Genomic DNA, 20,874 nt, shown 5'->3' on the forward strand with positions numbered 1-20,874 from the left:
CTGTTGGTTTTCCAACTGTTTCTCTGTTAAGTTTTCGTAATTTTTGTTACTTGCTGCTGACTTTGTCAGCAGTCTGATGGTGACGATACGTCACCATTTCATTTATGTTTCGCATACAGCATAAGCGACCGACACCAAATTAGAAATTTGGGTCGTCTGCTTAAAATCTGCTTATTATTTTGCTAATGCGTTGCTTACAGCTTCAATTATAGCGTTGCTTGTAATTGTAGCACCTGATATAACTTCTACGTCTGCTGAATTAGCTGCTTTTATTTTTTCAGGAAGTTGTTCTATGGCATTTGTTCCGATTCCGGGAGTTTCGCCGTCACCAACTATTTCAACGCCGGTTATTTTATCGCCATCCATTGTTAAAGTTACGGTTACTGTTCCACCGAACCCTTCGGCAGTTCCTGTTAAAGTTGCTCCGCCACCTGCGCCGCTGCTTTCCAATGCACTTTTAACAGCTTTTATTATTGCTTCACTTGTTACAGTTGCACCTGCTACGATTTCTACATCAGCCGAATTAGCTGCTTTTATTTTTTCAGGAAGTTGTTCTATGGCATTTGTTCCGATTCCGGGAGTTTCGCCATCACCAACTATTTCAACATTAACAATTTTACCGCCTTCAGTAGTAACTGTAACAGATACCTCTCCGCCAAATCCCTCAGCAGCTCCTGTCAATGTTTCTTTGCCTGATGTTGCAACATCATCATTACCTGCAAGCATACCATTTCCAACCGCTAATATCGCATAAGACAACACTAATACAACTACTATTATTATACCTTTTTTCATTTCTTCCTCCTTTATTTTTTCCAACATCGTATATTATAACAGCTTTTATATCGCTTGTAAATAATCTAATTTTAATCAAATCTTACTATAATTATATATTTTTTACTAACCGTAAATGTCGGAGAATTCTATAAGTATTTTTTCTATTTTACTTTCACTGCAATTATTATTAACCTGTTCTGCTTCTTCAACTAATCTTACCGGAAGTTCTATAACAAATTCACTTCCAACTCCAACTACACTGTTTACACTAATATTTCCGCCATGCATATTTATCAGTGTTTTTACTAATGATAATCCAATTCCGCTTCCCTCTTTATTTCTTATCAGCGTTTTATCAATTTGGGCAAATCTATCAAAAATCATTTTTAATTTATCTTCGGGAATTCCTATCCCTGTATCTTTAACGCAAACGCTGACATAATCCTCATTATCTTTTACGGTAACTGTTATTTCATCCCCATCATTTGTAAATTTTACTGCATTTGATAACAAATTCAGCATAATTCTTTCTATTTTATCAGCGTCTACTGCCATAATTCTTTCTTCCGTATCAGTATCAAATAATAAGGTGACTCCCTTTGACTCTATGTATTCAGCAACTGATAAGGTGATTTCTTCAACAATATTTACAATGTTGTAATTATGTATTTCAAGTTTCATATAACCGGAATCATATTTTGATATGTCCAATAAATTATTTACTAATCTAATAAGCCGATACCCGTTTTGTTTAACCACATTTAGTAACAAACTTAGTTTTTCGTTGAAATTATCTGCCGGTTCCTCACTTTGACATATTAATAATTGCACTGCACTTAATATTACATTTATCGGAGTCTTAAGTTCATGAGATATATTTGAAAAAAATTCGGTCAGCATTTTATTGTATTCATTAGTTTTATTTAATTGGTCTTCACTTACTGACAATTCATTTTTTAGTGTCTTTATTTCATTTCTATAGCTTATATCTTTTATAATAAGTAATTGCGCTGATGTATTCCTGTAATTTATTTTGTTTACGTTGAACTCCGCATTAATCAATTCATTGTTTAAATTTTTTATAATGATTTCATTATGTTCATAATTATTCTTTTGATTAGTAAATCTAGGTGATTTTAATGAATTACCGCCTATAAAATCATAAATTTTCCTACCTTTAAGATCGTCTAAATTTTTAGCGCTCAAAATATTAACCGCTGTAGAATTTGCATAAGATATTTGCTTATCAATAATTATGACTATACCGTTGCTCGAATTATCAATAATCCAATCATAACAATGTTCATTTTGATTTATAATTTCTTCCATGGACAATCGTTGTCTCTCTTTTTCTTGAATAGCCGTATCTGCTTTATTTAAATTGTATTTTATCATGTCTAATGGTCTTTGAAGACCATTTACCACTATCCCCGTATACAAATAATAATAAGAAACTATCTTAAAAATGTGCCCTAATACATTAAATTGATCCGTAACACCTGAGCACAAAGTAAAAGAAATTTCTGAAATTGCTTTAAAAATAAAAGCCATCATTAACATTGTATACAATTTGTAATCAATTTTTTTTTTTAATTTATACAATATGAAGCAACAAAGCAAAAATCCCGTTGATAAAATATACTCCCAAAAAATTTTTACTGTTGTTATTCCTGAGGATGTCTTCATTTGTGGAATAAAAATATTTAAATATAATATATCAACTATTAAAAAAATCAGTATTATTGTATACACTGCAAATATTAAGTAAAAATTAGGTCTTAAATCACTATAATATAGTAAAATAAACGAAATTAAAAATGTACTCAATTCCAAGGTTCTGGCAGCTATCCAAAACTTTGCACCAATACCAACTGATACAAAAGGATATATTATCATATCTGCATATGTTAATATGTGAAAAATATCAAGGATCATAATAAATATGAACGCAAATCCTAAAAACATAAAATAGTTATTAAACGAAATTCTATATGTGTTAATTGATGTAATAAAAATGCAACCTGCAATTATACAACTATAAATTTCGGCTGCTGTGTGAAACCAATAATAATTTAAATACTTTAGCAAATAAATAACTATTAAAAATAATACGAATAAAATGTGCTGGAAAATATTAATGTGATTGATGAGAGACTGTTCATTGTTTTCTTTGTATGATGATTCCATTTTTCCTCCATGATGTTATAAAATTCCAAGTGTATATATTATTATATCAAAGAAAATACTTGACTACAATTATCAATTTAACAATTATTTCACTAATACATATAATGTATATATCTATTGAAAGGTGTGTGTATTATGGATAAATCTATATTGGACAATTTTATACCTTGGAAAAGTGCTGATTTTTACACCTTTTCCGGAAGCAATACCGTTACTTATTTTCCTTCTAATGTTTCTTCTCAAGAGATATCTCCGGAATCACAAAGCCCTGCTTCTTTCAATTATGTAGCTGAAATTCCGATAGCTACGGCAAAATCTATGGAGGGTAAATATTTCGTCGGAACTGCAGTAAATGTAAGATTCGGCGAAGCGACAAACGGATGGTCAAGACTATATAATCCTCCGGGTTCAGGAGTGAATTTGTACGTTAATGCCTGGGTCATAAGTGATATTATATCCACTCCATTCAGAGTTCAAATCTGGTTTAATTCTACTCCTCCCGGTATCATTCAGGAATCTCCGTTTGTAGCTTCTGCAAATACTGCAATTATTCCTCGACCACAACCGAAAACAATACTCCAATTCGGAGTTGGTGTAAGAGGATTCCCTACAGACGGGAATTTAGCGTTTGGCAGAAGTGGTGCCGCCGGAACTATGATAGAAGAAGAAGAGCAAGGAAGATTTATATTTCCTCCGGGTGGTTCATTTACTGTTTACTTATCCAATCCGGATAGGCCTACTCTTCCTGCTATTGCAAGAGTTGCCTTTGGTTGGTGGGAGGAGCCTATATTATAATCACCCGACTTTGTCAGCGGCCTGAACCACCTTTTATGGTGGTTTTTTCATGTGGTGTTTTATATGACCATATATTCATGTAGTTACCATTGATTAAGCATTAAATTTTAATTACAATAATGATTACAATTTTAAGCTGAATCTTTAATAAGTAACGCTGATTATCAAAAGCTGGAAGCTTAAAAGAGCATAGGAGGACAAAATGAATAAGAAAATACGGTCAATTCTATTATCTGCAGGGCTTGCTGCAGGACTTACCTTCTCTTTCACAGCAACTGCGGAGGCAGCAACCTATACCGTGGTTAAAGGAGATACACTTTATTTAATATCACAAAAATACAATATTTCTCTTTCAAGTTTAAGACAGGCAAATAATATTTATACAGATTACATAGGCATTGGACAAATACTTAATATCCCGGTAAAAACATCTTCACCGATTGTTGAAACAGAAAAAAACGAACTGTGGCAAAACTACAGTGCTGATGAATTGGACTTGCTTTCAAGATTAATAATGGCAGAAACCGAGAGCCAGCCCTATCAAGCAAAGGTGGCTGTTGGTGCAGTTGTATTGAACAGAGTTGAGAGCGGTGTATTTGCAAGCACGATAACAGAAGTTATAAATCAAAAGTTTGGTGAATATTATCAATTTTCACCTGTACAAAACGGATGGATCAAAAGATCTGCCAATGAAGAATGCATAAAAGCTGCTAAGGAAGCTTTAAATGGAGTTGATCCTACTAACGGTGCATTATTTTTTTATGATGATTCAACAACTAATACATGGATTTTATCAAAACCTGTTTCTGTAAAAATCGGAAGAATGATATATTCATACTAAAAAGCAATAAAAAATACGCCTATGGCGTATTTTTTATTGCTTTTTTCACCCTTTATTATAAAGGCATAATTTCTTTATTAAATTCATTATTTACTACTTGGGCCAATGAGTTGTAAATAGCTGACAAACCGCATGCGATACCCACCCAGCCTGCTGCTGTTTTTATGGCGTGTGATCCGGTAAAATCTGCAATCGACAACATAAAAAACAACATTGTGAGTGAAAAGAAAACAACTTGTGTTGCACGGTTATGCTTTAATGTTCCGATGAACATAAAAGCTGTGAATATGCCCCATAGTAATAAATAAAATCCCATACTTTTCAAATCAGCAGCGGCAATTTTTTCAAAAGGATTTATCCAAATCAAAATCAATGACCACCAGAAGAATCCGTATGCTGTAAATGCGGTAGCTGCAAAAGTGTTGCCTTTAATAAATTCCATAATTCCGGCAATTATTTGTGCCGCTCCGCCCAATGCAAAACCCATCGCCACTATTACGATAGACAACGGAATAATATCTGCATTATGCAAATTAAGAAGCACTGTTGTTAATCCAAATCCCAACAATCCCAGAGGAGATGGGTTAGCAATTGATACTACTTTCTCTTTTATCATTTTTCCTCCAAATAAAATAATAATTGCAAAATCTTTAACATAATAGCATATGGATGACCTTAAATCAAGAGATATATTTTAACAAAAAATCATCACCCGATTTTCTTTTAAAAAATCAGGTGATGCTAACTTTATTTATTTCTTGAAATCCTCTGACGCTACATTATAGAGAACAAGTATATCTTCATCACTTTTGTTGTTCAAATATTTTTCTTTTGCATTTTCTAGTCCTGCTTCTTCTAAATATCTCTCCAATGCTTTAACCATTTCATCCGTTCTCATTTTAATTCTCCCCTGCCAATTATATAACCCAAATGCTGAATGCCGTTGTTTGAGGTGGTATGCTCGCTGTCATAAAATCAGCATGCTCGACTCTAACCATCTGTCCGGGTCTCAAATCTCTCAGACGTATTCTGTTTCCTCTCCTGTCATAAATTTCTGTCATATCATTTACAACAAAACGCATCTGGCTCATCATATCATCTGGGTTTCCGGTTATAAGGAAATTATTATTCCTGTCAATTTCCATAATCCTATCCTCTACAACATTTGGAAAAACAGGTGACGGATTTACATTTTCTCTTACCACAGTTATCATAAAAGCTCTTGATTGCGGCGGTATACTTCTGGTCATGGCAGCTGAAAAGCTTGCATCAACAACGTTACCGGGTCTTAATTCTCTGACGCTTATTTTTCTTCCTCTTCTGTTCCTGATAATAGTATTTCCGTCAACCACCAATGTGACAAGTTCTATATTAATCAAACCAAAACCACCCGGTACACCGTATGAAATTGTTACAAAGCTTGATCTGTTATCATGAAAAACTTCTTCTATAACTGCATCCTCGACATTTATTGCCATGTTATTCATATGTCTGAACGCTTCTGCTCCATCATAAAAACCATCCATTTATTACACCCCTTTATTTAAATAATATATATAATTATATATATTCTTCAAATAAAATATTGTGCCGACATATGTATTGTAATCTCGGGAAAAAAAGAGGTCTTAAAAACCGACCTCCATCATACTGTATTTTATTCTGCTTCATATATAAGCTTATTATTACTGTTCTCAGTCAAAAATATTTTTTCTATTTCATCATCTATTAAGTCTTGTATATTGCCTTCGAAATTAATTTTGGCACTGATGCTGCAATTGGAACTTAAGCTTCGCGGAACCGGCATAAGCTCGCATTGAATATTATTTTTACTGCATTTTCGTTCAAACTTTATAGATCCTGAATGTGTAAAAAATAAAACGGTATATGTCATTACTTCCTTGCCTCTATTACGGTAACATCACCTTTTTCTATGATTGCTGCATTATACCCGGCATTTTTTAAAAACCTTTGAACATTACCCTTGGCTACATTGTTATCTACTATTATGTCGATTCCTTCAGGATTTTCTATAAGTGACTTTTTTGTCATTAATACCGGCTGAGGACAGCTCATACCACATGTATCTACTGTATTCATTCTTTTCTCCTCCTATTCAGCACTTGCTTTGGCATTTACTTTAAATAAACTTTCTGAGTTGAAATATGATATAACTCCTACGAAGACAAAGCATACAGCCACGGCTATCTTTCCGTTTAAGGTAGGTCCTGCAGCACTTGAAGCCAAGCCGAAATTGTGTACGATACCTGCTCCGACCAGCAAGCCCATTACAGTTACTACAGAATCCGCATTACCTTCTCCTGATAATATCAACTGTCTGAGAGGGCATCCGCCTAGCAGAACTGAACCCCATCCCGCCAATGCCATACCTAAGAAATTCCATAATCCGTCATTGTGTGCAACGGGTTGATCTGCAAAACCAAGGTTAAAAAATCCAAAGGCTAAATTTCCGATTAAACTGAATACGAATATTGAAATAAATCCAAGCAAAAGATAATTATCTTTGAAAAGAATCATATCACGAATGCCGCCAACCATACACATTCTTGTTTTTTGTGCTATACCGCCTACTACCAAGCCTGCTGCAAGTGAAATAATTATAGGTGCCGCCATAGAACCGGGTCCCTTTTCACTGAAGAATATAAAAGCAGGTGAAGCAATCAAAAGAGCCAATAAACCAACAGTAACTGCCGGAAAAACATAGCCTTCGATTGCAGGCATTTTATAATTTCTTTTAAGGTTAAAGCCTTTGTTTAAGAATTGAACTCCGACAAATATTCCTGCGGCATATCCGGCAATACCGAATAAAGCATTTAAATCTCCTCCGCCTAATCTTAATACCATCCTTAACGGACAGCCAAGAAATACAAGAGCTCCAACCATTACCACTATTCCAAGCATAAATCTTGTAAAAGGCGAAGAACCACCCTTTGATGCAAATTCTTTGTTTTTTAATGATAATAAAAACGCCCCCAATACCAGACCGATGATTTCAGGTCTGATATATTGAACAACATCAGCTCTGTGGAATCCTAATGCTCCGGATGTATCTCTTAAGAAACAGGCTATACAAAATCCCATATTTGCAGGGTTTCCAAAATGTACAAGTAATACAGATATTATTCCGATAATTCCCCCTGCAATAATAATTCCTTTTTTATCTTTCATTTAGCGTCCTCCTTGCTATTTAAAATCTGTCAATAGTTTAACATTCGTAAATTTTAAAGTAAAATAGATTAATCTAATAGTTGCATGCCTAAGAATTTGTAAAATTTATACTTGTTGTGTAAATTCATTTTTCATAATATAATAAATACAATTAAGGATGCAAAGACTTATGTCTTGCTTGAACATGTATTTATTATATCAGTGTGAAGCAAGCCGATAAGCGGCTTGCACTTATGATAGAATAAATACAATTATATTTTTTAAAGGAGACCAACTATGAAATATGTTTACTTAGACAATGGAGCTACATCTTATCCCAAGGCGCCCGGTGTGGCAGAAAGTATGTCTGATTATATTCTTAATGTTGGAACTAATGTAGGACGCGGGGCTTATATGTCCTCTTACAAAGCTGAAAATGTTGTGTATGAAACCAGAGAACTCATATGTGAACTATTTAATTTTAATAAGCCTGAAAATGTCATATTTACAAAAAATATAACCGAAAGTATGAATGTATTAATAAAAGGACTATTGAAGGAAAATGATCATGTAATAGTTTCATCAATGGAACACAATGCAGTTATGAGACCTTTAAATGCTCTTAACAATAAAGTTGAATATACAAAAGCCGTATGTAATGAATCAGGAGAATTGAACATTGAGGATGTAGTAAGTTCAATAAGACCAAATACTAAAGCCATAATAATGACTCATGCTTCAAATGTATGCGGTACTGTTTTAGATTTGGAAAAAGTGGGACAAATCTGCAAAAAATATAATTTGTTTTTTATAATCGACAGCGCTCAGACTGCAGGCTTCTTAGATGTTGATTTGCAAAAATTAAATGCCGACGCAATAGGATTTACGGGTCATAAGAGCTTGCTCGGTCCTCAGGGAATAGGAGGCTTTGTACTAAATGACCGAATTAATAAAGAAATGAATACTTTAATCGAAGGTGGTACAGGCAGTCTGTCTGATACGGAAATACAACCGGAATATATGCCTGATAAATATGAAGCGGGAACGTTGAACATACCTGGGATTTACGGATTAAATACATCATTGAAATACTTATTAAGCCATGGCATCAAAAACATCCGTGAGAAAGAGATGTATCTTCTTGATAGATTTATGGAATCCGTACTCAATATTAAAAATATTAAAATTATCGGCAAGAAAACGACTGACGACAGAACCGGAATATTGTCCGTTGATTTCATTGACAACGATAACGGTCTCGTTGCACATGAGCTGAGCAAAAATTATGGAATTATGACAAGGAGTGGTTTGCATTGTGCGCCATCGGCTCACAAAACCTTAGCCACGTTCCCGGGAGGTACTGTAAGATTTGCCGTAAGTCATTTTACAACAATAGAAGAAATTGATTATACTATAGATTGTATAAATAAAATAGTAAAATAATTTGTAATGAGGATGGTAATATTGTGGAATTTAACCAATTGGAAAGCTTTATAAGCGTAGTCAAGCATAATAGTTTTTCTTACGCGGCAAAAGAACTATATATAACTCAGCCTACTGTCAGCAACAATATTCAAAATCTTGAAAAAGAGCTTAATACTACCCTTTTAAACAGAACAAGCAAAACAATAAATTTAACTGACTCAGGAAAAATCTTTTATAAATACGCCGTTGAGCTGATTAATATCAGAGACAAGGCCAAGTATATACTTTCCGAGCATTCCAACAAGGTTGAAGGTGAAATAGAAATAACAGCCAGCTCTATACCTGAACAATATATTTTACCTTATATAATTAAGGATTTTTTAAATATATATCCTAAGGTTTCCTTTTCTATGACTCATAAAAATTCCAAAGATATAATAGATGATATTCTGGAAGGTAAATTAAACTTCGGCATAGTGGGTGCAAGGTACCATTCTGATATGCTGGAATATATAGATTTTTATGAAGACGAGCTCATCCTGTGTACTCCAAATAATGATAACTATACGTTGTCTGAAAATGACTATTTAGATATTGACGCTTTGTTTTCTGAAAAACTAATACTAAGGAAAAAAGGTTCAGGAACAAGAAGATTAATTGAACAAAAGCTTTCTGTCATGGATATAAGCTTAGATGATTTAAACATTGTTTCTCAGATAGACAGTAATGAAATGATTAAGAAAATGATAGAGCTTGGCTTGGGCGTCAGTTTTATTTCAAAAATAGCAGTAAAAAATGAAATTGATTTAAAACTACTTAAGCCTCTCAAAATAAAGGACTTAGAATTAAAACGAAGCTTCTATTTCGTATATAGTAAAAACAGGACCTTATCTCCTGTGGTGGAAGCATTTAAAGATTTTTTAATTAACTGGAAGGATATAAATCATATAACCCCTTGAATTATCAAGGGGTCAGGCTGCTGAAAAAGCCCACCTGCATCGTTGCCGTTCATCCGGTCAATCCTCACGTATGTCTAATACGCTGCGGTTGCCCGTCTTCCGGCGCCTTGCAGGATGAACTTTTTCAACAGCCTATCAGATTGATGAAAAAGCCTTCAACAAATTTATCTACGATTTCCTCTTCATTATTCTTCATGGATGAAGTTATTTCGAATGGAGTTCCCACTATCTCCATATTTTTCATGGAACAAATTATTTCATTCATTACCTTCAGAGCTTGCGGAGACCAAGTGCCGTTTCCTACAAGACCGACCTTACGATTTTGAAGATTTAAAGCTTTAAGCTCATTAAGCAGCGATTCCATTCCATAATACAATCCCATATTGTATGTTACCGAGCCGAATATTACATGGCTGTATTTCCATATATCAGAAACAATGTATGAGGGATGTGTTTTTGAAATGTCATACATACGCATATCCTTAACACCCTTTTGGGCAAGCTTGTTTGCAATAACATTCATAATGTTTTCCGTATTGCCATACATTGACGCATATACTAATACTACCCCGTTTTTTTCCGGTTCATACTTGCTCCATACGTTATATTTTTCAATAAAGTATTCTAAATTTTCTCTCCATATCGGTCCGTGTAAAGAACAAATCATCCTTATATCATAACAGCTTAATTTTTTTAATGCACCCTGTACCTGTGAACCATACTTACCTACAATATTCGAATAGTATCTTCTTGCTTCCTCTAAATAATGATGCTCAAAATCGGTTTCGTCTGCAAAAATATTTCCTGACATTGCTCCAAAGGCTCCAAAAGCATCTGCCGAGAATAGAATTTTTTCTGTCTCCTCGTAAGTAAACATAACTTCCGGCCAATGAATCATAGGCATAGTCATAAACTTTAAATTGTGCTTACCTATACACAAGGTCTCGCAATCCTTAACTTCATGAATGTTCATACTGTAATCAAAATCATAAAACTGTCCTATAAATTGAAATGTTTTTTTATTTCCTACAATTTTTATATCAGGATACCTTTTAACCAGTTCTTCAATGTTGGCACAATGATCCGGCTCCATATGATTTATAACTAAATAATCTAAATCTCTTCCGTTCAGAACGTGAACTATATTATCTATAAACAATCTGCTTATTGCTGTATCTACAGTATCCATCAAGCATGTTTTGTCATCTAAAATCAAATACGAATTGTAGCATACACCGTTTGGTATGGGAAACATATTTTCAAAACGCTCAAGACGTCTGTCATTGCCGCCTACCCAATATATGTTTTCAGTTATTTTTTGAACACAATGCATATTCTCGCTCCTTCTTACTGAGAACTCGTCTCAATCTTTCATCTATAGTATTATCCTGTTTTTAGATTATAACATACCTGAACCGAGTGCAGCGCAAGCGAGCTTGCATTGCCGAGGTGATGGTATGTTATATGTATTATACCATAAACTTTGTAAGTGTCCAATTCTTTCCTTAATTTTCTCCTGCTATTATTATTTAAATTGTTTTTTTGAGCAATACTATAAGATAATATATTTTTTATAGTGGAAGGGAAATTAGTATGATTGGTATTTTACTTGCATTGCTTGCAGGATTGTTAATGAGTGTTCAAGGAGTTTTTAATACCCGTGTAATGGATTCATCGAATATGTGGGCTACAAACAGCTGGGTGCACCTGACTGCTTTTGCCGCAAGCATAATTATATGGTTCTTCACCGGTCGGGAAAATTTGCTTTCGGTGTTTAACGTAAGCAACAAATTATATTTAATTGGTGGTGTCATCGGTGCATTTATAACCTTCACCGTTATTAAAAGCATATCCGATTTAGGACCCGCATATGCAACAATGCTGATTTTATTGGCTCAGCTTGTAGTTTCATGTTCAATTGAAACCTTTGGATTGTTCGGCACCGAAAAAATATGCTTTGAATGGAGCAAGCTTATTGGTGTAGCCCTCATGATTGCCGGAATTATCGTTTTTAAGAAGTAGTAAACAACTTAAAAGAACATTATCAAAATATTCATCATATAATAGATAAATTTTCGTTAATTGGGGAAAAGATTATGGATGAATTTTTAGAAGGACTTACCGGTGAAATTGTGTTACCTTTTGATTTTTCCTATGATGAATTAAGACAAGGCTATAACAGTGCTGTTCAAAAATATCCGTTTGTTATTGTATATTGTTTTATGATATGTGATGTTTCTAATGCGGTAAAATGGGCAAGAAGACATTCCATGCCAGTACGAATTCGCAGCGGCGGACATAATTATGAAGGATATTCTAACGGCAGCTGTACACTTGTTATAGATCTGAGCTGCATGAATAATATTGTGATAGACGAATGTGAGGAATTAATATATATAGAAGGCGGAGCTACCAACAAGGATGTATATGAATTTGTGTCATCAAAGGGTTATCCGTTTCCGGGCGGTACATGTCCTGCAGTAGGTGTAAGCGGATATTCATTAGGCGGAGGATGGGGATTATCCTGTCGCTATTTAGGATTAGGCTGCGATAGTTTGACAGAAATTGAATTAGTTGATTTTGAAGGTGAAATAATCAGGGCAAATAGTAATTGTAATGCAGATTTATTCTGGGCTGTCAGGGGAGCAGGCGGCGGTAATTTTGGAGTTATAGTAAGTATGACTTTCAGGCTTCCTGAACCTGTTGATAAAGTCACACTTATTGAAATTGATTATTTAAACGTTGATTCTGAGGAGCAAGAAAATTTTCTTATATTGTGGCAAGCCTGGCTAAATAATGCAGATGATAGAATGACTCTTATTTCAAGGATATATAATTCTGAGGCAGATGGGTTAGCTATGTTAGTAAGAGGAATTTTTTATGGTGACCCTGCTGAAGCAAAGATAATTTTAAAGGATTTTCTTATGCTCAATAATGCAATTTATAGTGTAGAAGAAGTTACATTTTTAGAAGCGGTAACAATTATCGGCAGTACATATCCTGAACATGAAAAATTTAAGTCTGCAAGCCGTTTTGTATTAAAAGATTTTAATAATAATGAAATTAAAAATGTAGTTAATTTGATCAGGGATCGAGCTGAGGGCTCAGTTTATGCGGGATTATCAATGTATGCATTGGGTGGCAGGGTTTCCGATATTGATATTGATGATACTGCTTTTTATTTCAGAAACGCAAAGTATATAATTTGGCTTGAAACCGTCTGGGAAGAAAATGAATATGCTGAAGAAAATAAAAGTTGGATTAAAAATAGGTTTCCATACCTGAAATCAATAACTACAGGTTCATATATAAACTTTCCATATATTGAATTAGACAATTATTTAAAAGAATATTTCGGATGCCATAAAGAAAAGTTAAAATATATCAAAGAAAAATATGATCCGTTAAATATTTTTTCTTTCCCTCAAGGTATAGAGCCAAGTAATAATGAATGCTGTCCTGTATTATATAAACCTACTCTATTCAATAAAGAAAATTTATGGAATGCCGATAACAATATAAATCATCGTGAATTCAGATATGTATCAAAAAAATAAAAATTCGACACAAATAAAAAAACCTCAAATTTAAAGGTTTTTTTATTTTGCGTATAAAAATTCTTATTTCTTCTTCACAGGAATCCAAACTTCACTGTATGCGTAATCCTTTTTATGTTTATCCATTTTAGTAAAAGAAAAAGTAGGGATATTAATTACTTCGTAATCAGAAGAAAGAAGCCATTCCGAATATACCTTTGCCATAGTTTCCTGCAAGGTAGAAGGAAACGGTCCTTCGTTCGGAAATATTGCCCAAGTACATGCTTCCACCGGTATTTTATCCAATAGATCGCTCACTTGATTTTTAGTTGTTAAAACACCTATCAAATGAGTTAAATCTCCTTCTTCCTTTAAGAAATTCGCATCAGCATCATAAGATGCGTTTACAATTTCATACGGCTCAATATTTTGCAGAGAATGCATTTCTTCTTTTTGTTCATCCGTTATACTCATTGCAAGCTTCACAATCTCGTTATTCACGCCTTCAAATTGCATAGGTACGCGTTTACTTACACCAACTAAATTAAAAGCCGGTTTTTCTTCAATTCTAAATTCCATAGATATTCCTCCCTTAACGGTTATTATGAATGAAAGCTTGGGAAATGACTTGCTAATGCCTGTTTTTATTACATCAGACGGCAAAAAACCACTCCATTTTTTAAACGCTCGTGTGAATCCGTCCATAGACTGATAGCCATATTTAAATGCAACCTCAGTCACTTTTTCACCATTTAATAAATCTCTGTTTGCTTCAGACAGCTTTCTTTTTTTGATATATTCATTCAGCGTCATCCCTGAAAGATAAAAAAATATCTTTCTGAAGTGATAATCCGAAACACCGGCATATTCGGAAATTTTATCAAGAGATATATCATCCGTTAAATGATCATCAATATAGCCCATCACACAATTTAATTCTTTCAGCATCAGTTCCCCTCCTTTTCACATTTTTATAATAACAAAAGAGAATTAATATTACTCGACATTTATGATATAAAATATATCGGATGAAATGTTATATAATATTAAATATACTTTCTCATTACAACTGCAGGCAGAATTTTCTCTGTCCAATTTAATTCGATATCTTCAACTTTAGCAAAACCATTGTTAATCCAAAAATCAAGCACTGAATTATCATAATCAGTGACCACATCTATTCTTATACATTTGCTTTTTTGCGATTTGGCGTACTCCTCAAAGTACTGAAAAATCAAATTTCCAAAACCCTTGCCCTTAAAATTATCTTTTAACATTAGTAATGATAAATATACTTCTTCTCCTGCTTTAAAATCTATAATTCCTATTATTTCTCCCGATTTTATCTCAACTATTTTACAAGAGTAAAAGCCGGACTTTTTCATTGATTCAAGCTCTTGAAGTATCCATTCATTTGTTACTCTTTCCCTATTCATGTGACTTTTTAAAAATTGCTTATTAGAATTATAAACTTCAGCGATTTCATCTAAATCCTTAGATTCAACTAAATCTATACAAAAATCCTTTAATTCAAAAAACATAATCTCTCCAATGCATTTTGCAATTTATTTTAAAGACTAACTGCGAAAAAAAATAACATATTATATTATTTATCTTTTATCTCAATTATTTCTCCAATATCATATTCATATTTTATATAATTATTGTCACTGTCCGTCCATGAAACAGATGCCTCTCTTGTTTTAAATATATTTATAATGTCATCGTCAGTCAATCCTCTTGCGTCAAATACTATTTCCTCTTCATAGATAGCAAAATTTTCAGCTTCATTGTCTCGTTCAAACGTACCTCCGCCTCTCAGCCGGTTCTCTTCATTACCCTTTTTAATCATAGCTAAGCCTGATGTTTCAATTTTTCTGTTTTTTATATTATCAGGGAATTCAACATACAATTCAAATTTAATTTTTCTGTAATCACTTAAGTCAGGAGCATCCGGACTTTCGCCGCCGGTCTTCTTGTATTCATCATAGGTAATACCTGAAACAATTGCACTTATATATATAGGCTCGGGTATTGTGCCGTATCTGCTGTAATTTTTTATATCTCTGTACTCATCAAACATCATATTGCCTATGTCTTTGTTTGATTTTTTAATATAATACCTTGAATTTATCTCATAAACATAATATACCTTGTCGTTTATTACAGCCTTTACATAACTGCCTGTCTCAGGCGGAGCATTTCCATTTGATATTATTCCGGACTCATCAACATTTCTTAAAAGCATATTTATATTTGTTTTTGAAACACTGTCTGTTATTACTCTTTCAGAAACCGCTTCATTATCCTCATATATGTATAAATTTACGGAACTTGATAAAATTTTCGAATTCATTTCACTGCCATCCGGTCTCAAAGGCATCATAAAATCCTGAATTTTATAATCTTGATCTTCGGCTGTTTTTCCAACAATATAGCCACTAGTATATGTTCCATTCCCCCATTGAGGTCCCATAGCTGTCAAATTTAAGCTGTCCTTTTTTGTATAAACAACATTTATTACTTCAATTTCGGTTAGGTTGTTCTTCTCCTTAAAATATTTATAAGAGTCCGAGTCATTATCAACCGTTGTAATACTGTGCAACACATAGCTGCTGTAAATATCCTTACCTGCATTTCGTTCAATATCGAGACCTATCTTATTTCTCTCTGAAATCAAATCATATTTCTTCTCGTAATCACCTTCAACACCGTATAAAAAATACAAATAAACTAATTCCTCCTGTTTACTCTCGGGAGTATCTTCAGCATAAAAATATTTACGTCCCTCCTGCACCCATGTCATACCGCTGAATTCGTAATTTCTTCTTGGATTTGTTCCCACCGATACGACAACAACAATTAGCAGTATCACAAGCACCGCCATTAACCAGAAAGTCGGCTTTTTGTAACCTCTCATTTCGTTTTCTCCTATATCAATTTTCAGGTACAGTATTCACAAGTCGAAATGCTTAATACTGTTTTTTAAGACTGTACATAATCAACTACAAATCTTTATAGTAAGCATATCCACAAAGAAGTATACCGAATCCTCCCAATGTAGATATTACTTGCCCGGCTATTCTAAAATTGGATGTAATATCATTTGAGTATATTTCTAATTGATTAGAAGATACACCATTCTTGTATTTTTTCAAATAATCATACCTCATTGACTTTCCTATGGCACCTGATGAAAATATGATTACGAAACCAATAACAAATATAATAACCATTACATACAGAGAATTTCTCAGAAATTCTTTCTTCATTTTTACCTCCGTTTATATCATAGTGCAAGCCGCTTACCGGCCTGCTTCACACCGACACAATAAATACATAACTGCCGCCTTCTTTCATGCTGTCTAAAGATATTATTTCGCATATATCATCACCATTCATGGCAATTATACCGTCCACTTTGGTCATATCTATTCTTACTCCACGAATAATCATGTCGGTTGAAAGCCAATGCTTTGAAATGAAGTGATTAATCTGTTGTCTATTTTGTTTACTAATAGGTAAATACTTCATTAAACCTCTCCTGTAACACCACTTATAGAAAATAAAAAACTTGACGTATCCTACAACATCATTTTAATAATTCAATCACTTTTTTCTTTACATGATCAACTTTTTCAGGTTTTACACTTCCAAATTTTTTAATTACAATGTGTTTAGAAAGCGTGTATATTTTGTCAGCTCTTTATATAGTATAACCAAAATAAGGTTAGTGCACAAGTAGTGGAATGCATCAAATTTATTTGTTCGCTTTCACTCACATAAATTTGGTATTCTGTGCATATGACCTATCCCCATTTTAATTTCGCTACCCGCTTATTAAAATGGGGTTAATCCATAAAAAAACTCCTCAGATTGAGGAGTTTAACATGCTTCCATAATTTATTGTGTATTTAATGTATGGAGGCGGTGGGAGTCGAACCCACGTCCGAAAATATTTCCACAAGTCTTTCTCCGAGTGCAGACGATAATTTATGTTTCGCCTCAACCATCGCCTATCGTCAAGCTATGGTATCGGCTATCTCCGGTTGTTCAGCTTAAGGTCGAAGAACCCCTTAGGCAGTTCCCTGCTTTAAATGATGCCCCAACTTAAACTGCAGGTCGTCTAAGCGGGACAAGCGAGCAGCTTACGCTGCGAATGCTAAATTATTGTTTTCTTTTGCGTTTATTTTTGTTGCCACTTTTTACGTTGTTTGGCGACAACGACTCGCTTAACTTACTTCTATACCCCCGTCGAAACCATTTACGCCCCCGTAATGGTTAATCGTCTTGTCTTTGTATACGGCGCTCGGCATCTTTTTTTGCAATATCCTGACGTTTGTCGTAGTTTTTCTTACCTTTTGCCACTGCCATTTCCATTTTAACAAGACCGTTTTTAAGATATAGACTCAATGGTATCAATGAATAACCTTTTAAAGTTACCAATCCAATCAATTTTCTTATTTCTCTTTTATTTAAAAGAAGCTTTCTGGGCCTTAAGGGATCAACATTGTAAATGTTGCCTTTTTCATAAGGACTTATATGCAGATTGTAAACATATGCTTCACCGTTTTTTATGTTTACATAACTATCTTTTAAGTTAACTTTTCCCTGTCGTATTGATTTTACCTCTGTACCGACAAGTACAATTCCGGCTTCATATTTATCTTCTATAAAATAATCATGATATGCTTTTTTGTTGCTTGCAATATTTTTTGTATTTTCAGCCATATTCTCACCTACCATCAAGTGTAGGATGATTATAGCATTAATTATTTGCAATGTCAAATGTCAGTTTGTTTGAAAAATATGCATATATTTATTTTTTATGCATGATTTGTCAGTCAAAGTAATCAATAAATAGGCTGTTGAAAAAGTTTGTTCTGCGTTTTCAACAACCTACCCCTACATATTATATATATTACAATATAAATCTTAAGCTAAGTTTAATTTTTACTTTAAACCTCAATTAAATCTTTTTCTTCATTCATTTTAACTTCTGTAAAATTTGATATAAAAACAAAATCTATTTCGGCTTTTGCGATGCTTACGTTTAATACCTTGACCTTAACGTCTTCACCTATTCTGTATACCTTTCTGCTTGTTTGCCCGAATAATTCTCTTTTTTCATTATCGAATATGTAGAAATCATCAACCATATTTGATATATGCACAAGACCTTCAACTGTATTCTCCAGTTCAACAAATACTCCAAAGCTTGTTACACCTGAAATTACACCGCTGTATTTTTCACCTATTTTATCGGACATATATTCTGCAATTTTTATTTTGTCAACATCTCTTTCGATTTCATCCGCAATTCTTTCCATTTTGGATGATTGCTCCGCCACTATGGCTGTACGTTCCGACAATCTGTGATAATCGTCTTCCGATAATTTACCGTTAAGCTGACCTTTAATAATTCTGTGTATCTGTAAGTCGGGATATCTTCTTATGGGCGAAGTGAAGTGACAATAATACTGTGCTGCCAGTCCGAAGTGTTCCGAGCTTTCGGGTGAATATATTGCCTTTCTCAGTGACCTCAGCATCATATTGTTTATTAGTGATTCTTCTTTTTTCCCTTTAATTTTTAATAAAAGCTGCTGCAATTCTCTCGGGTGAACCTCGTTTGAGCCCTTCAACGCATACCCCAAATTATGAATCAATATGCTGAATTCATGCATTTTTTCTTCGTCGGGGTCCTCGTGTATTCTGTACACAAAAGGCATGTTGAGCCAATAATAATGTTCTGCAACGGTTTCGTTGCAAGCAAGCATAAATTCTTCTATTATCTTATTTGAAACTCTTCTTTCATACTTTGTTACGTCGGTTGCTTTACCCGTTTCATCCGTAATAATTTTTGTTTCGGGAAATTCAAAATCGATTGCACCTCTGAGCTCTCTTTTTCTTCTTAAAATCAAGCTTAACTCTTCCATATTTTTAAGCATGGGGAGAATTTCTTTATATTTTTCCGACAATTCTTCATCGTTATTTTCTAATATTTCAGATACATCAGTATACGTCATTCTGTAACGATTTTTCAGAATACTCTCAAATATTTTATAATCTGTTACCTTTCCTTCTTTATTTATTATCATCTCAACGGAAAGTGTCAGCTTATCCTCTCCCGGGTTTAGGCTGCAGACACCGTTGGACAATTCCTTTGGAAGCATTGGTATAACTCTGTCGCTTATGTAGATACTCGTTGCTCTTTTTAATGCTTCCTTATCCAGGCTTCTGCCTTCTTTTACATAATGGGTTACATCTGCAATGTGTACTCCCAACATATATTCATCATCATTAATTTTTTCGACATAGACAGCGTCATCTAAATCCTTTGCATCCTCACCGTCTATGGTAATTATGTTAAGATCTCTTAAATCCTTCCTGCGTTTGTACTCCTGCTCATGTATTCCTTCAGATGAAACTCTTATTGCTTCCTTTATGACATCCTCAGGAAATACCTGTCTTACCTTTCTGTCAAGAAGCACGGCTTCTATATGTGTCCTTGTATCTTCTATATCTCCGATTATTTCTACAATTTTACCTTCAGGATTCTTTCTTTTATCCGGCCATTCGGTTATTTTAACATTTACCTTTTCGTTTGTTTTGGCACCGTTGAACTCGTCTCCGGGTATAAAAATGTCAAAGGCAATTTTCTTGTCATCAGGGACAACGAAACCGAAATTTTTGCTTTTCTGAAATGTTCCTATTACATATTCATTTGCTCTTTCAAGAATTCTTATAACCTTACCTTCAGGGCTTTTAACCTCTTCAGTTGTCTTCATAGGTCTTACGATAACTCTGTCACCGTGCATAGCTCCGTTCATATCTACAGGCGATATGAAAATATCACTGATGTCTTTGTTATCGGGTCTTAAGAAAGCAAATCCCTTCTGATTTCCGTCCAAGGTACCGGCAATCAAGTTCATCTTTTCGGGAATACCATATCTTTGTGACCTTGTAAATATTATACTTCCTTCATCTTCAAGCTCATTTAGAGCTCTTAACAATTCTTTTTTCATGCTGCTTTCTATTTCAAATTCTTGTAAAAGCTCATGAAATGTCAGTGGTTTATATGCTTCTTCCTTCATATATGATAAAATTTTTTCTTTAAAGTTCATTATCTACTCCTTCAAAATCAAGATCAATAAGGGCACTGCCCGTCATTCAAGGTTCTGGGACG

Annotated in this window: 22 protein-coding genes and 1 other RNA gene; 6 read left to right on the plus strand and 17 right to left on the minus strand. The window is 33.9% G+C overall.

Annotation, left to right across the window (positions count from 1 at the left end; translation table 11 throughout):
- Positions 1 to 174: 174 nt before the first annotated feature.
- Complete coding sequence (locus HZF24_RS15015) at positions 175 to 795, minus strand: FMN-binding protein (RefSeq protein ID WP_179239166.1); 621 nt, start codon at positions 793 to 795, stop codon at positions 175 to 177.
- A gap of 105 nt (positions 796 to 900) precedes the next feature.
- Positions 901 to 2,964 (minus strand): MASE3 domain-containing sensor histidine kinase, encoded by a 2,064-nt coding sequence (locus HZF24_RS15020; protein ID WP_179239167.1) that lies wholly within the window; start codon positions 2,962 to 2,964, stop codon positions 901 to 903.
- A gap of 135 nt (positions 2,965 to 3,099) precedes the next feature.
- Between HZF24_RS15020 and HZF24_RS15025 the strand changes: the two genes are divergently transcribed.
- Together HZF24_RS15025 and HZF24_RS15030 are read left to right on the plus strand one after the other, a co-directional pair.
- Complete coding sequence (locus HZF24_RS15025) at positions 3,100 to 3,759, plus strand: DUF6143 family protein (protein ID WP_218835315.1); 660 nt, start codon at positions 3,100 to 3,102, stop codon at positions 3,757 to 3,759.
- 202 nt (positions 3,760 to 3,961) lie between these two features.
- Complete coding sequence (locus HZF24_RS15030) at positions 3,962 to 4,600, plus strand: cell wall hydrolase (RefSeq protein ID WP_179239168.1); 639 nt, start codon at positions 3,962 to 3,964, stop codon at positions 4,598 to 4,600.
- Positions 4,601 to 4,655: 55 nt separating this feature from the next.
- Here HZF24_RS15030 and HZF24_RS15035 read toward each other — a convergent pair whose 3' ends face one another.
- The 6 genes from HZF24_RS15035 to yedE form a co-directional block, all read right to left on the minus strand.
- Positions 4,656 to 5,216, minus strand: coding sequence for an acetate uptake transporter (locus tag HZF24_RS15035; protein ID WP_179239169.1), 561 nt, complete (start codon positions 5,214 to 5,216; stop codon positions 4,656 to 4,658).
- A gap of 135 nt (positions 5,217 to 5,351) precedes the next feature.
- Positions 5,352 to 5,498: a hypothetical protein gene (locus HZF24_RS15040; protein ID WP_179239170.1), complete on the minus strand. Its 147-nt coding sequence runs from the start codon at positions 5,496 to 5,498 to the stop codon at positions 5,352 to 5,354.
- 19 nt (positions 5,499 to 5,517) lie between these two features.
- Positions 5,518 to 6,126: a hypothetical protein gene (locus HZF24_RS19090; protein ID WP_246346160.1), complete on the minus strand. Its 609-nt coding sequence runs from the start codon at positions 6,124 to 6,126 to the stop codon at positions 5,518 to 5,520.
- A 131-nt stretch (positions 6,127 to 6,257) separates the two neighbouring features.
- On the minus strand, positions 6,258 to 6,494 hold the full coding sequence (locus HZF24_RS15050) for a DUF3343 domain-containing protein (protein ID WP_179239171.1): 237 nt from the start codon (positions 6,492 to 6,494) through the stop codon (positions 6,258 to 6,260).
- Complete coding sequence (locus HZF24_RS15055) at positions 6,494 to 6,700, minus strand: sulfurtransferase TusA family protein (RefSeq protein ID WP_179239172.1); 207 nt, start codon at positions 6,698 to 6,700, stop codon at positions 6,494 to 6,496. The genes HZF24_RS15050 and HZF24_RS15055 overlap by 1 nt, the downstream gene beginning before the upstream one ends.
- 12 nt (positions 6,701 to 6,712) lie before the next feature.
- Positions 6,713 to 7,789, minus strand: a complete 1,077-nt coding sequence (gene yedE, locus HZF24_RS15060) for a YedE family putative selenium transporter (RefSeq protein WP_179239173.1) — start codon at positions 7,787 to 7,789, stop codon at positions 6,713 to 6,715.
- A gap of 276 nt (positions 7,790 to 8,065) precedes the next feature.
- Between yedE and HZF24_RS15065 the strand changes: the two genes are divergently transcribed.
- The gene (locus HZF24_RS15065) at positions 8,066 to 9,211 is read left to right on the plus strand and encodes an aminotransferase class V-fold PLP-dependent enzyme (RefSeq protein ID WP_179239174.1); all 1,146 of its coding nucleotides are present in this window, start codon (positions 8,066 to 8,068) and stop codon (positions 9,209 to 9,211) included.
- A 23-nt stretch (positions 9,212 to 9,234) separates the two neighbouring features.
- Positions 9,235 to 10,152, plus strand: coding sequence for a selenium metabolism-associated LysR family transcriptional regulator (locus HZF24_RS15070; RefSeq protein WP_179239175.1), 918 nt, complete (start codon positions 9,235 to 9,237; stop codon positions 10,150 to 10,152).
- Positions 10,153 to 10,276: 124 nt separating this feature from the next.
- Here the strand turns inward: HZF24_RS15070 and HZF24_RS15075 are convergent, their stop codons facing one another.
- Positions 10,277 to 11,485 carry an FprA family A-type flavoprotein gene (locus tag HZF24_RS15075; RefSeq protein WP_179239176.1) on the minus strand — a complete coding sequence of 403 codons (1,209 nt, stop codon included), beginning with the start codon at positions 11,483 to 11,485 and terminating at the stop codon, positions 10,277 to 10,279.
- 260 nt (positions 11,486 to 11,745) lie between these two features.
- Between HZF24_RS15075 and HZF24_RS15080 the strand changes: the two genes are divergently transcribed.
- Entirely contained in the window at positions 11,746 to 12,174 is a 429-nt protein-coding gene (locus tag HZF24_RS15080) for a DMT family transporter (RefSeq protein WP_179239177.1), read from the plus strand.
- A 74-nt stretch (positions 12,175 to 12,248) separates the two neighbouring features.
- Entirely contained in the window at positions 12,249 to 13,709 is a 1,461-nt protein-coding gene (locus HZF24_RS15085; protein ID WP_179239178.1) for an FAD-dependent oxidoreductase, read from the plus strand.
- 63 nt (positions 13,710 to 13,772) lie between these two features.
- On the opposite strand, the gene HZF24_RS15090 is transcribed toward HZF24_RS15085, so the two are convergent.
- The 8 genes from HZF24_RS15090 to rnr form a co-directional block, all read right to left on the minus strand.
- Positions 13,773 to 14,636, minus strand: coding sequence for an AraC family transcriptional regulator (locus HZF24_RS15090; RefSeq protein WP_179239179.1), 864 nt, complete (start codon positions 14,634 to 14,636; stop codon positions 13,773 to 13,775).
- A 98-nt stretch (positions 14,637 to 14,734) separates the two neighbouring features.
- Positions 14,735 to 15,229 (minus strand): GNAT family N-acetyltransferase, encoded by a 495-nt coding sequence (locus HZF24_RS15095; RefSeq protein ID WP_179239180.1) that lies wholly within the window; start codon positions 15,227 to 15,229, stop codon positions 14,735 to 14,737.
- A gap of 65 nt (positions 15,230 to 15,294) precedes the next feature.
- Complete coding sequence (locus HZF24_RS15100; protein ID WP_179239181.1) at positions 15,295 to 16,608, minus strand: hypothetical protein; 1,314 nt, start codon at positions 16,606 to 16,608, stop codon at positions 15,295 to 15,297.
- Between the two features lie 85 nt (positions 16,609 to 16,693).
- Complete coding sequence (locus tag HZF24_RS15105) at positions 16,694 to 16,960, minus strand: hypothetical protein (protein WP_179239182.1); 267 nt, start codon at positions 16,958 to 16,960, stop codon at positions 16,694 to 16,696.
- Positions 16,961 to 17,006: 46 nt separating this feature from the next.
- Positions 17,007 to 17,222, minus strand: a complete 216-nt coding sequence (locus HZF24_RS15110; RefSeq protein WP_179239183.1) for a hypothetical protein — start codon at positions 17,220 to 17,222, stop codon at positions 17,007 to 17,009.
- Between the two features lie 385 nt (positions 17,223 to 17,607).
- Positions 17,608 to 17,962: a transfer-messenger RNA gene (gene ssrA, locus HZF24_RS15115) on the minus strand.
- A gap of 7 nt (positions 17,963 to 17,969) precedes the next feature.
- Complete coding sequence (gene smpB, locus HZF24_RS15120) at positions 17,970 to 18,419, minus strand: SsrA-binding protein SmpB (protein WP_179239184.1); 450 nt, start codon at positions 18,417 to 18,419, stop codon at positions 17,970 to 17,972.
- A gap of 227 nt (positions 18,420 to 18,646) precedes the next feature.
- Positions 18,647 to 20,812: a ribonuclease R gene (gene rnr / locus HZF24_RS15125; protein ID WP_179239185.1), complete on the minus strand. Its 2,166-nt coding sequence runs from the start codon at positions 20,810 to 20,812 to the stop codon at positions 18,647 to 18,649.
- Positions 20,813 to 20,874: the final 62 nt, after the last annotated feature.

Origin of the sequence: Sedimentibacter hydroxybenzoicus DSM 7310, assembly GCF_013403245.1 — a bacterium.
GTDB classification, from domain to species: domain Bacteria; phylum Bacillota; class Clostridia; order Tissierellales; family Sedimentibacteraceae; genus Sedimentibacter; species Sedimentibacter hydroxybenzoicus.

Bases quoted from the DNA above. Each gene is read 5' to 3' on its own strand.
- HZF24_RS15075 (WP_179239176.1), bottom strand. From the start codon at position 11,485: ATGCATTGTGTTCAAAAAATAACTGAAAACATATATTGGGTAGGCGGC.
- HZF24_RS19090 (WP_246346160.1), bottom strand. From the start codon at position 6,126: ATGGATGGTTTTTATGATGGAGCAGAAGCGTTCAGACATATGAATAAC.
- HZF24_RS15015 (WP_179239166.1), bottom strand. From the start codon at position 795: ATGAAAAAAGGTATAATAATAGTAGTTGTATTAGTGTTGTCTTATGCG.
- HZF24_RS15085 (WP_179239178.1), top strand. From the start codon at position 12,249: ATGGATGAATTTTTAGAAGGACTTACCGGTGAAATTGTGTTACCTTTT.
- HZF24_RS15095 (WP_179239180.1), bottom strand. From the start codon at position 15,229: ATGTTTTTTGAATTAAAGGATTTTTGTATAGATTTAGTTGAATCTAAG.
- HZF24_RS15020 (WP_179239167.1), bottom strand. From the start codon at position 2,964: ATGGAATCATCATACAAAGAAAACAATGAACAGTCTCTCATCAATCAC.
- smpB (WP_179239184.1), bottom strand. From the start codon at position 18,419: ATGGCTGAAAATACAAAAAATATTGCAAGCAACAAAAAAGCATATCAT.
- HZF24_RS15055 (WP_179239172.1), bottom strand. From the start codon at position 6,700: ATGAATACAGTAGATACATGTGGTATGAGCTGTCCTCAGCCGGTATTA.
- HZF24_RS15090 (WP_179239179.1), bottom strand. From the start codon at position 14,636: ATGCTGAAAGAATTAAATTGTGTGATGGGCTATATTGATGATCATTTA.
- HZF24_RS15050 (WP_179239171.1), bottom strand. From the start codon at position 6,494: ATGACATATACCGTTTTATTTTTTACACATTCAGGATCTATAAAGTTT.
- HZF24_RS15110 (WP_179239183.1), bottom strand. From the start codon at position 17,222: ATGAAGTATTTACCTATTAGTAAACAAAATAGACAACAGATTAATCAC.
- HZF24_RS15080 (WP_179239177.1), top strand. From the start codon at position 11,746: ATGATTGGTATTTTACTTGCATTGCTTGCAGGATTGTTAATGAGTGTT.
- yedE (WP_179239173.1), bottom strand. From the start codon at position 7,789: ATGAAAGATAAAAAAGGAATTATTATTGCAGGGGGAATTATCGGAATA.
- HZF24_RS15025 (WP_218835315.1), top strand. From the start codon at position 3,100: ATGGATAAATCTATATTGGACAATTTTATACCTTGGAAAAGTGCTGAT.
- HZF24_RS15040 (WP_179239170.1), bottom strand. From the start codon at position 5,498: ATGAGAACGGATGAAATGGTTAAAGCATTGGAGAGATATTTAGAAGAA.
- HZF24_RS15065 (WP_179239174.1), top strand. From the start codon at position 8,066: ATGAAATATGTTTACTTAGACAATGGAGCTACATCTTATCCCAAGGCG.
- HZF24_RS15100 (WP_179239181.1), bottom strand. From the start codon at position 16,608: ATGAGAGGTTACAAAAAGCCGACTTTCTGGTTAATGGCGGTGCTTGTG.
- HZF24_RS15030 (WP_179239168.1), top strand. From the start codon at position 3,962: ATGAATAAGAAAATACGGTCAATTCTATTATCTGCAGGGCTTGCTGCA.
- HZF24_RS15035 (WP_179239169.1), bottom strand. From the start codon at position 5,216: ATGATAAAAGAGAAAGTAGTATCAATTGCTAACCCATCTCCTCTGGGA.
- HZF24_RS15105 (WP_179239182.1), bottom strand. From the start codon at position 16,960: ATGAAGAAAGAATTTCTGAGAAATTCTCTGTATGTAATGGTTATTATA.
- rnr (WP_179239185.1), bottom strand. From the start codon at position 20,812: ATGAACTTTAAAGAAAAAATTTTATCATATATGAAGGAAGAAGCATAT.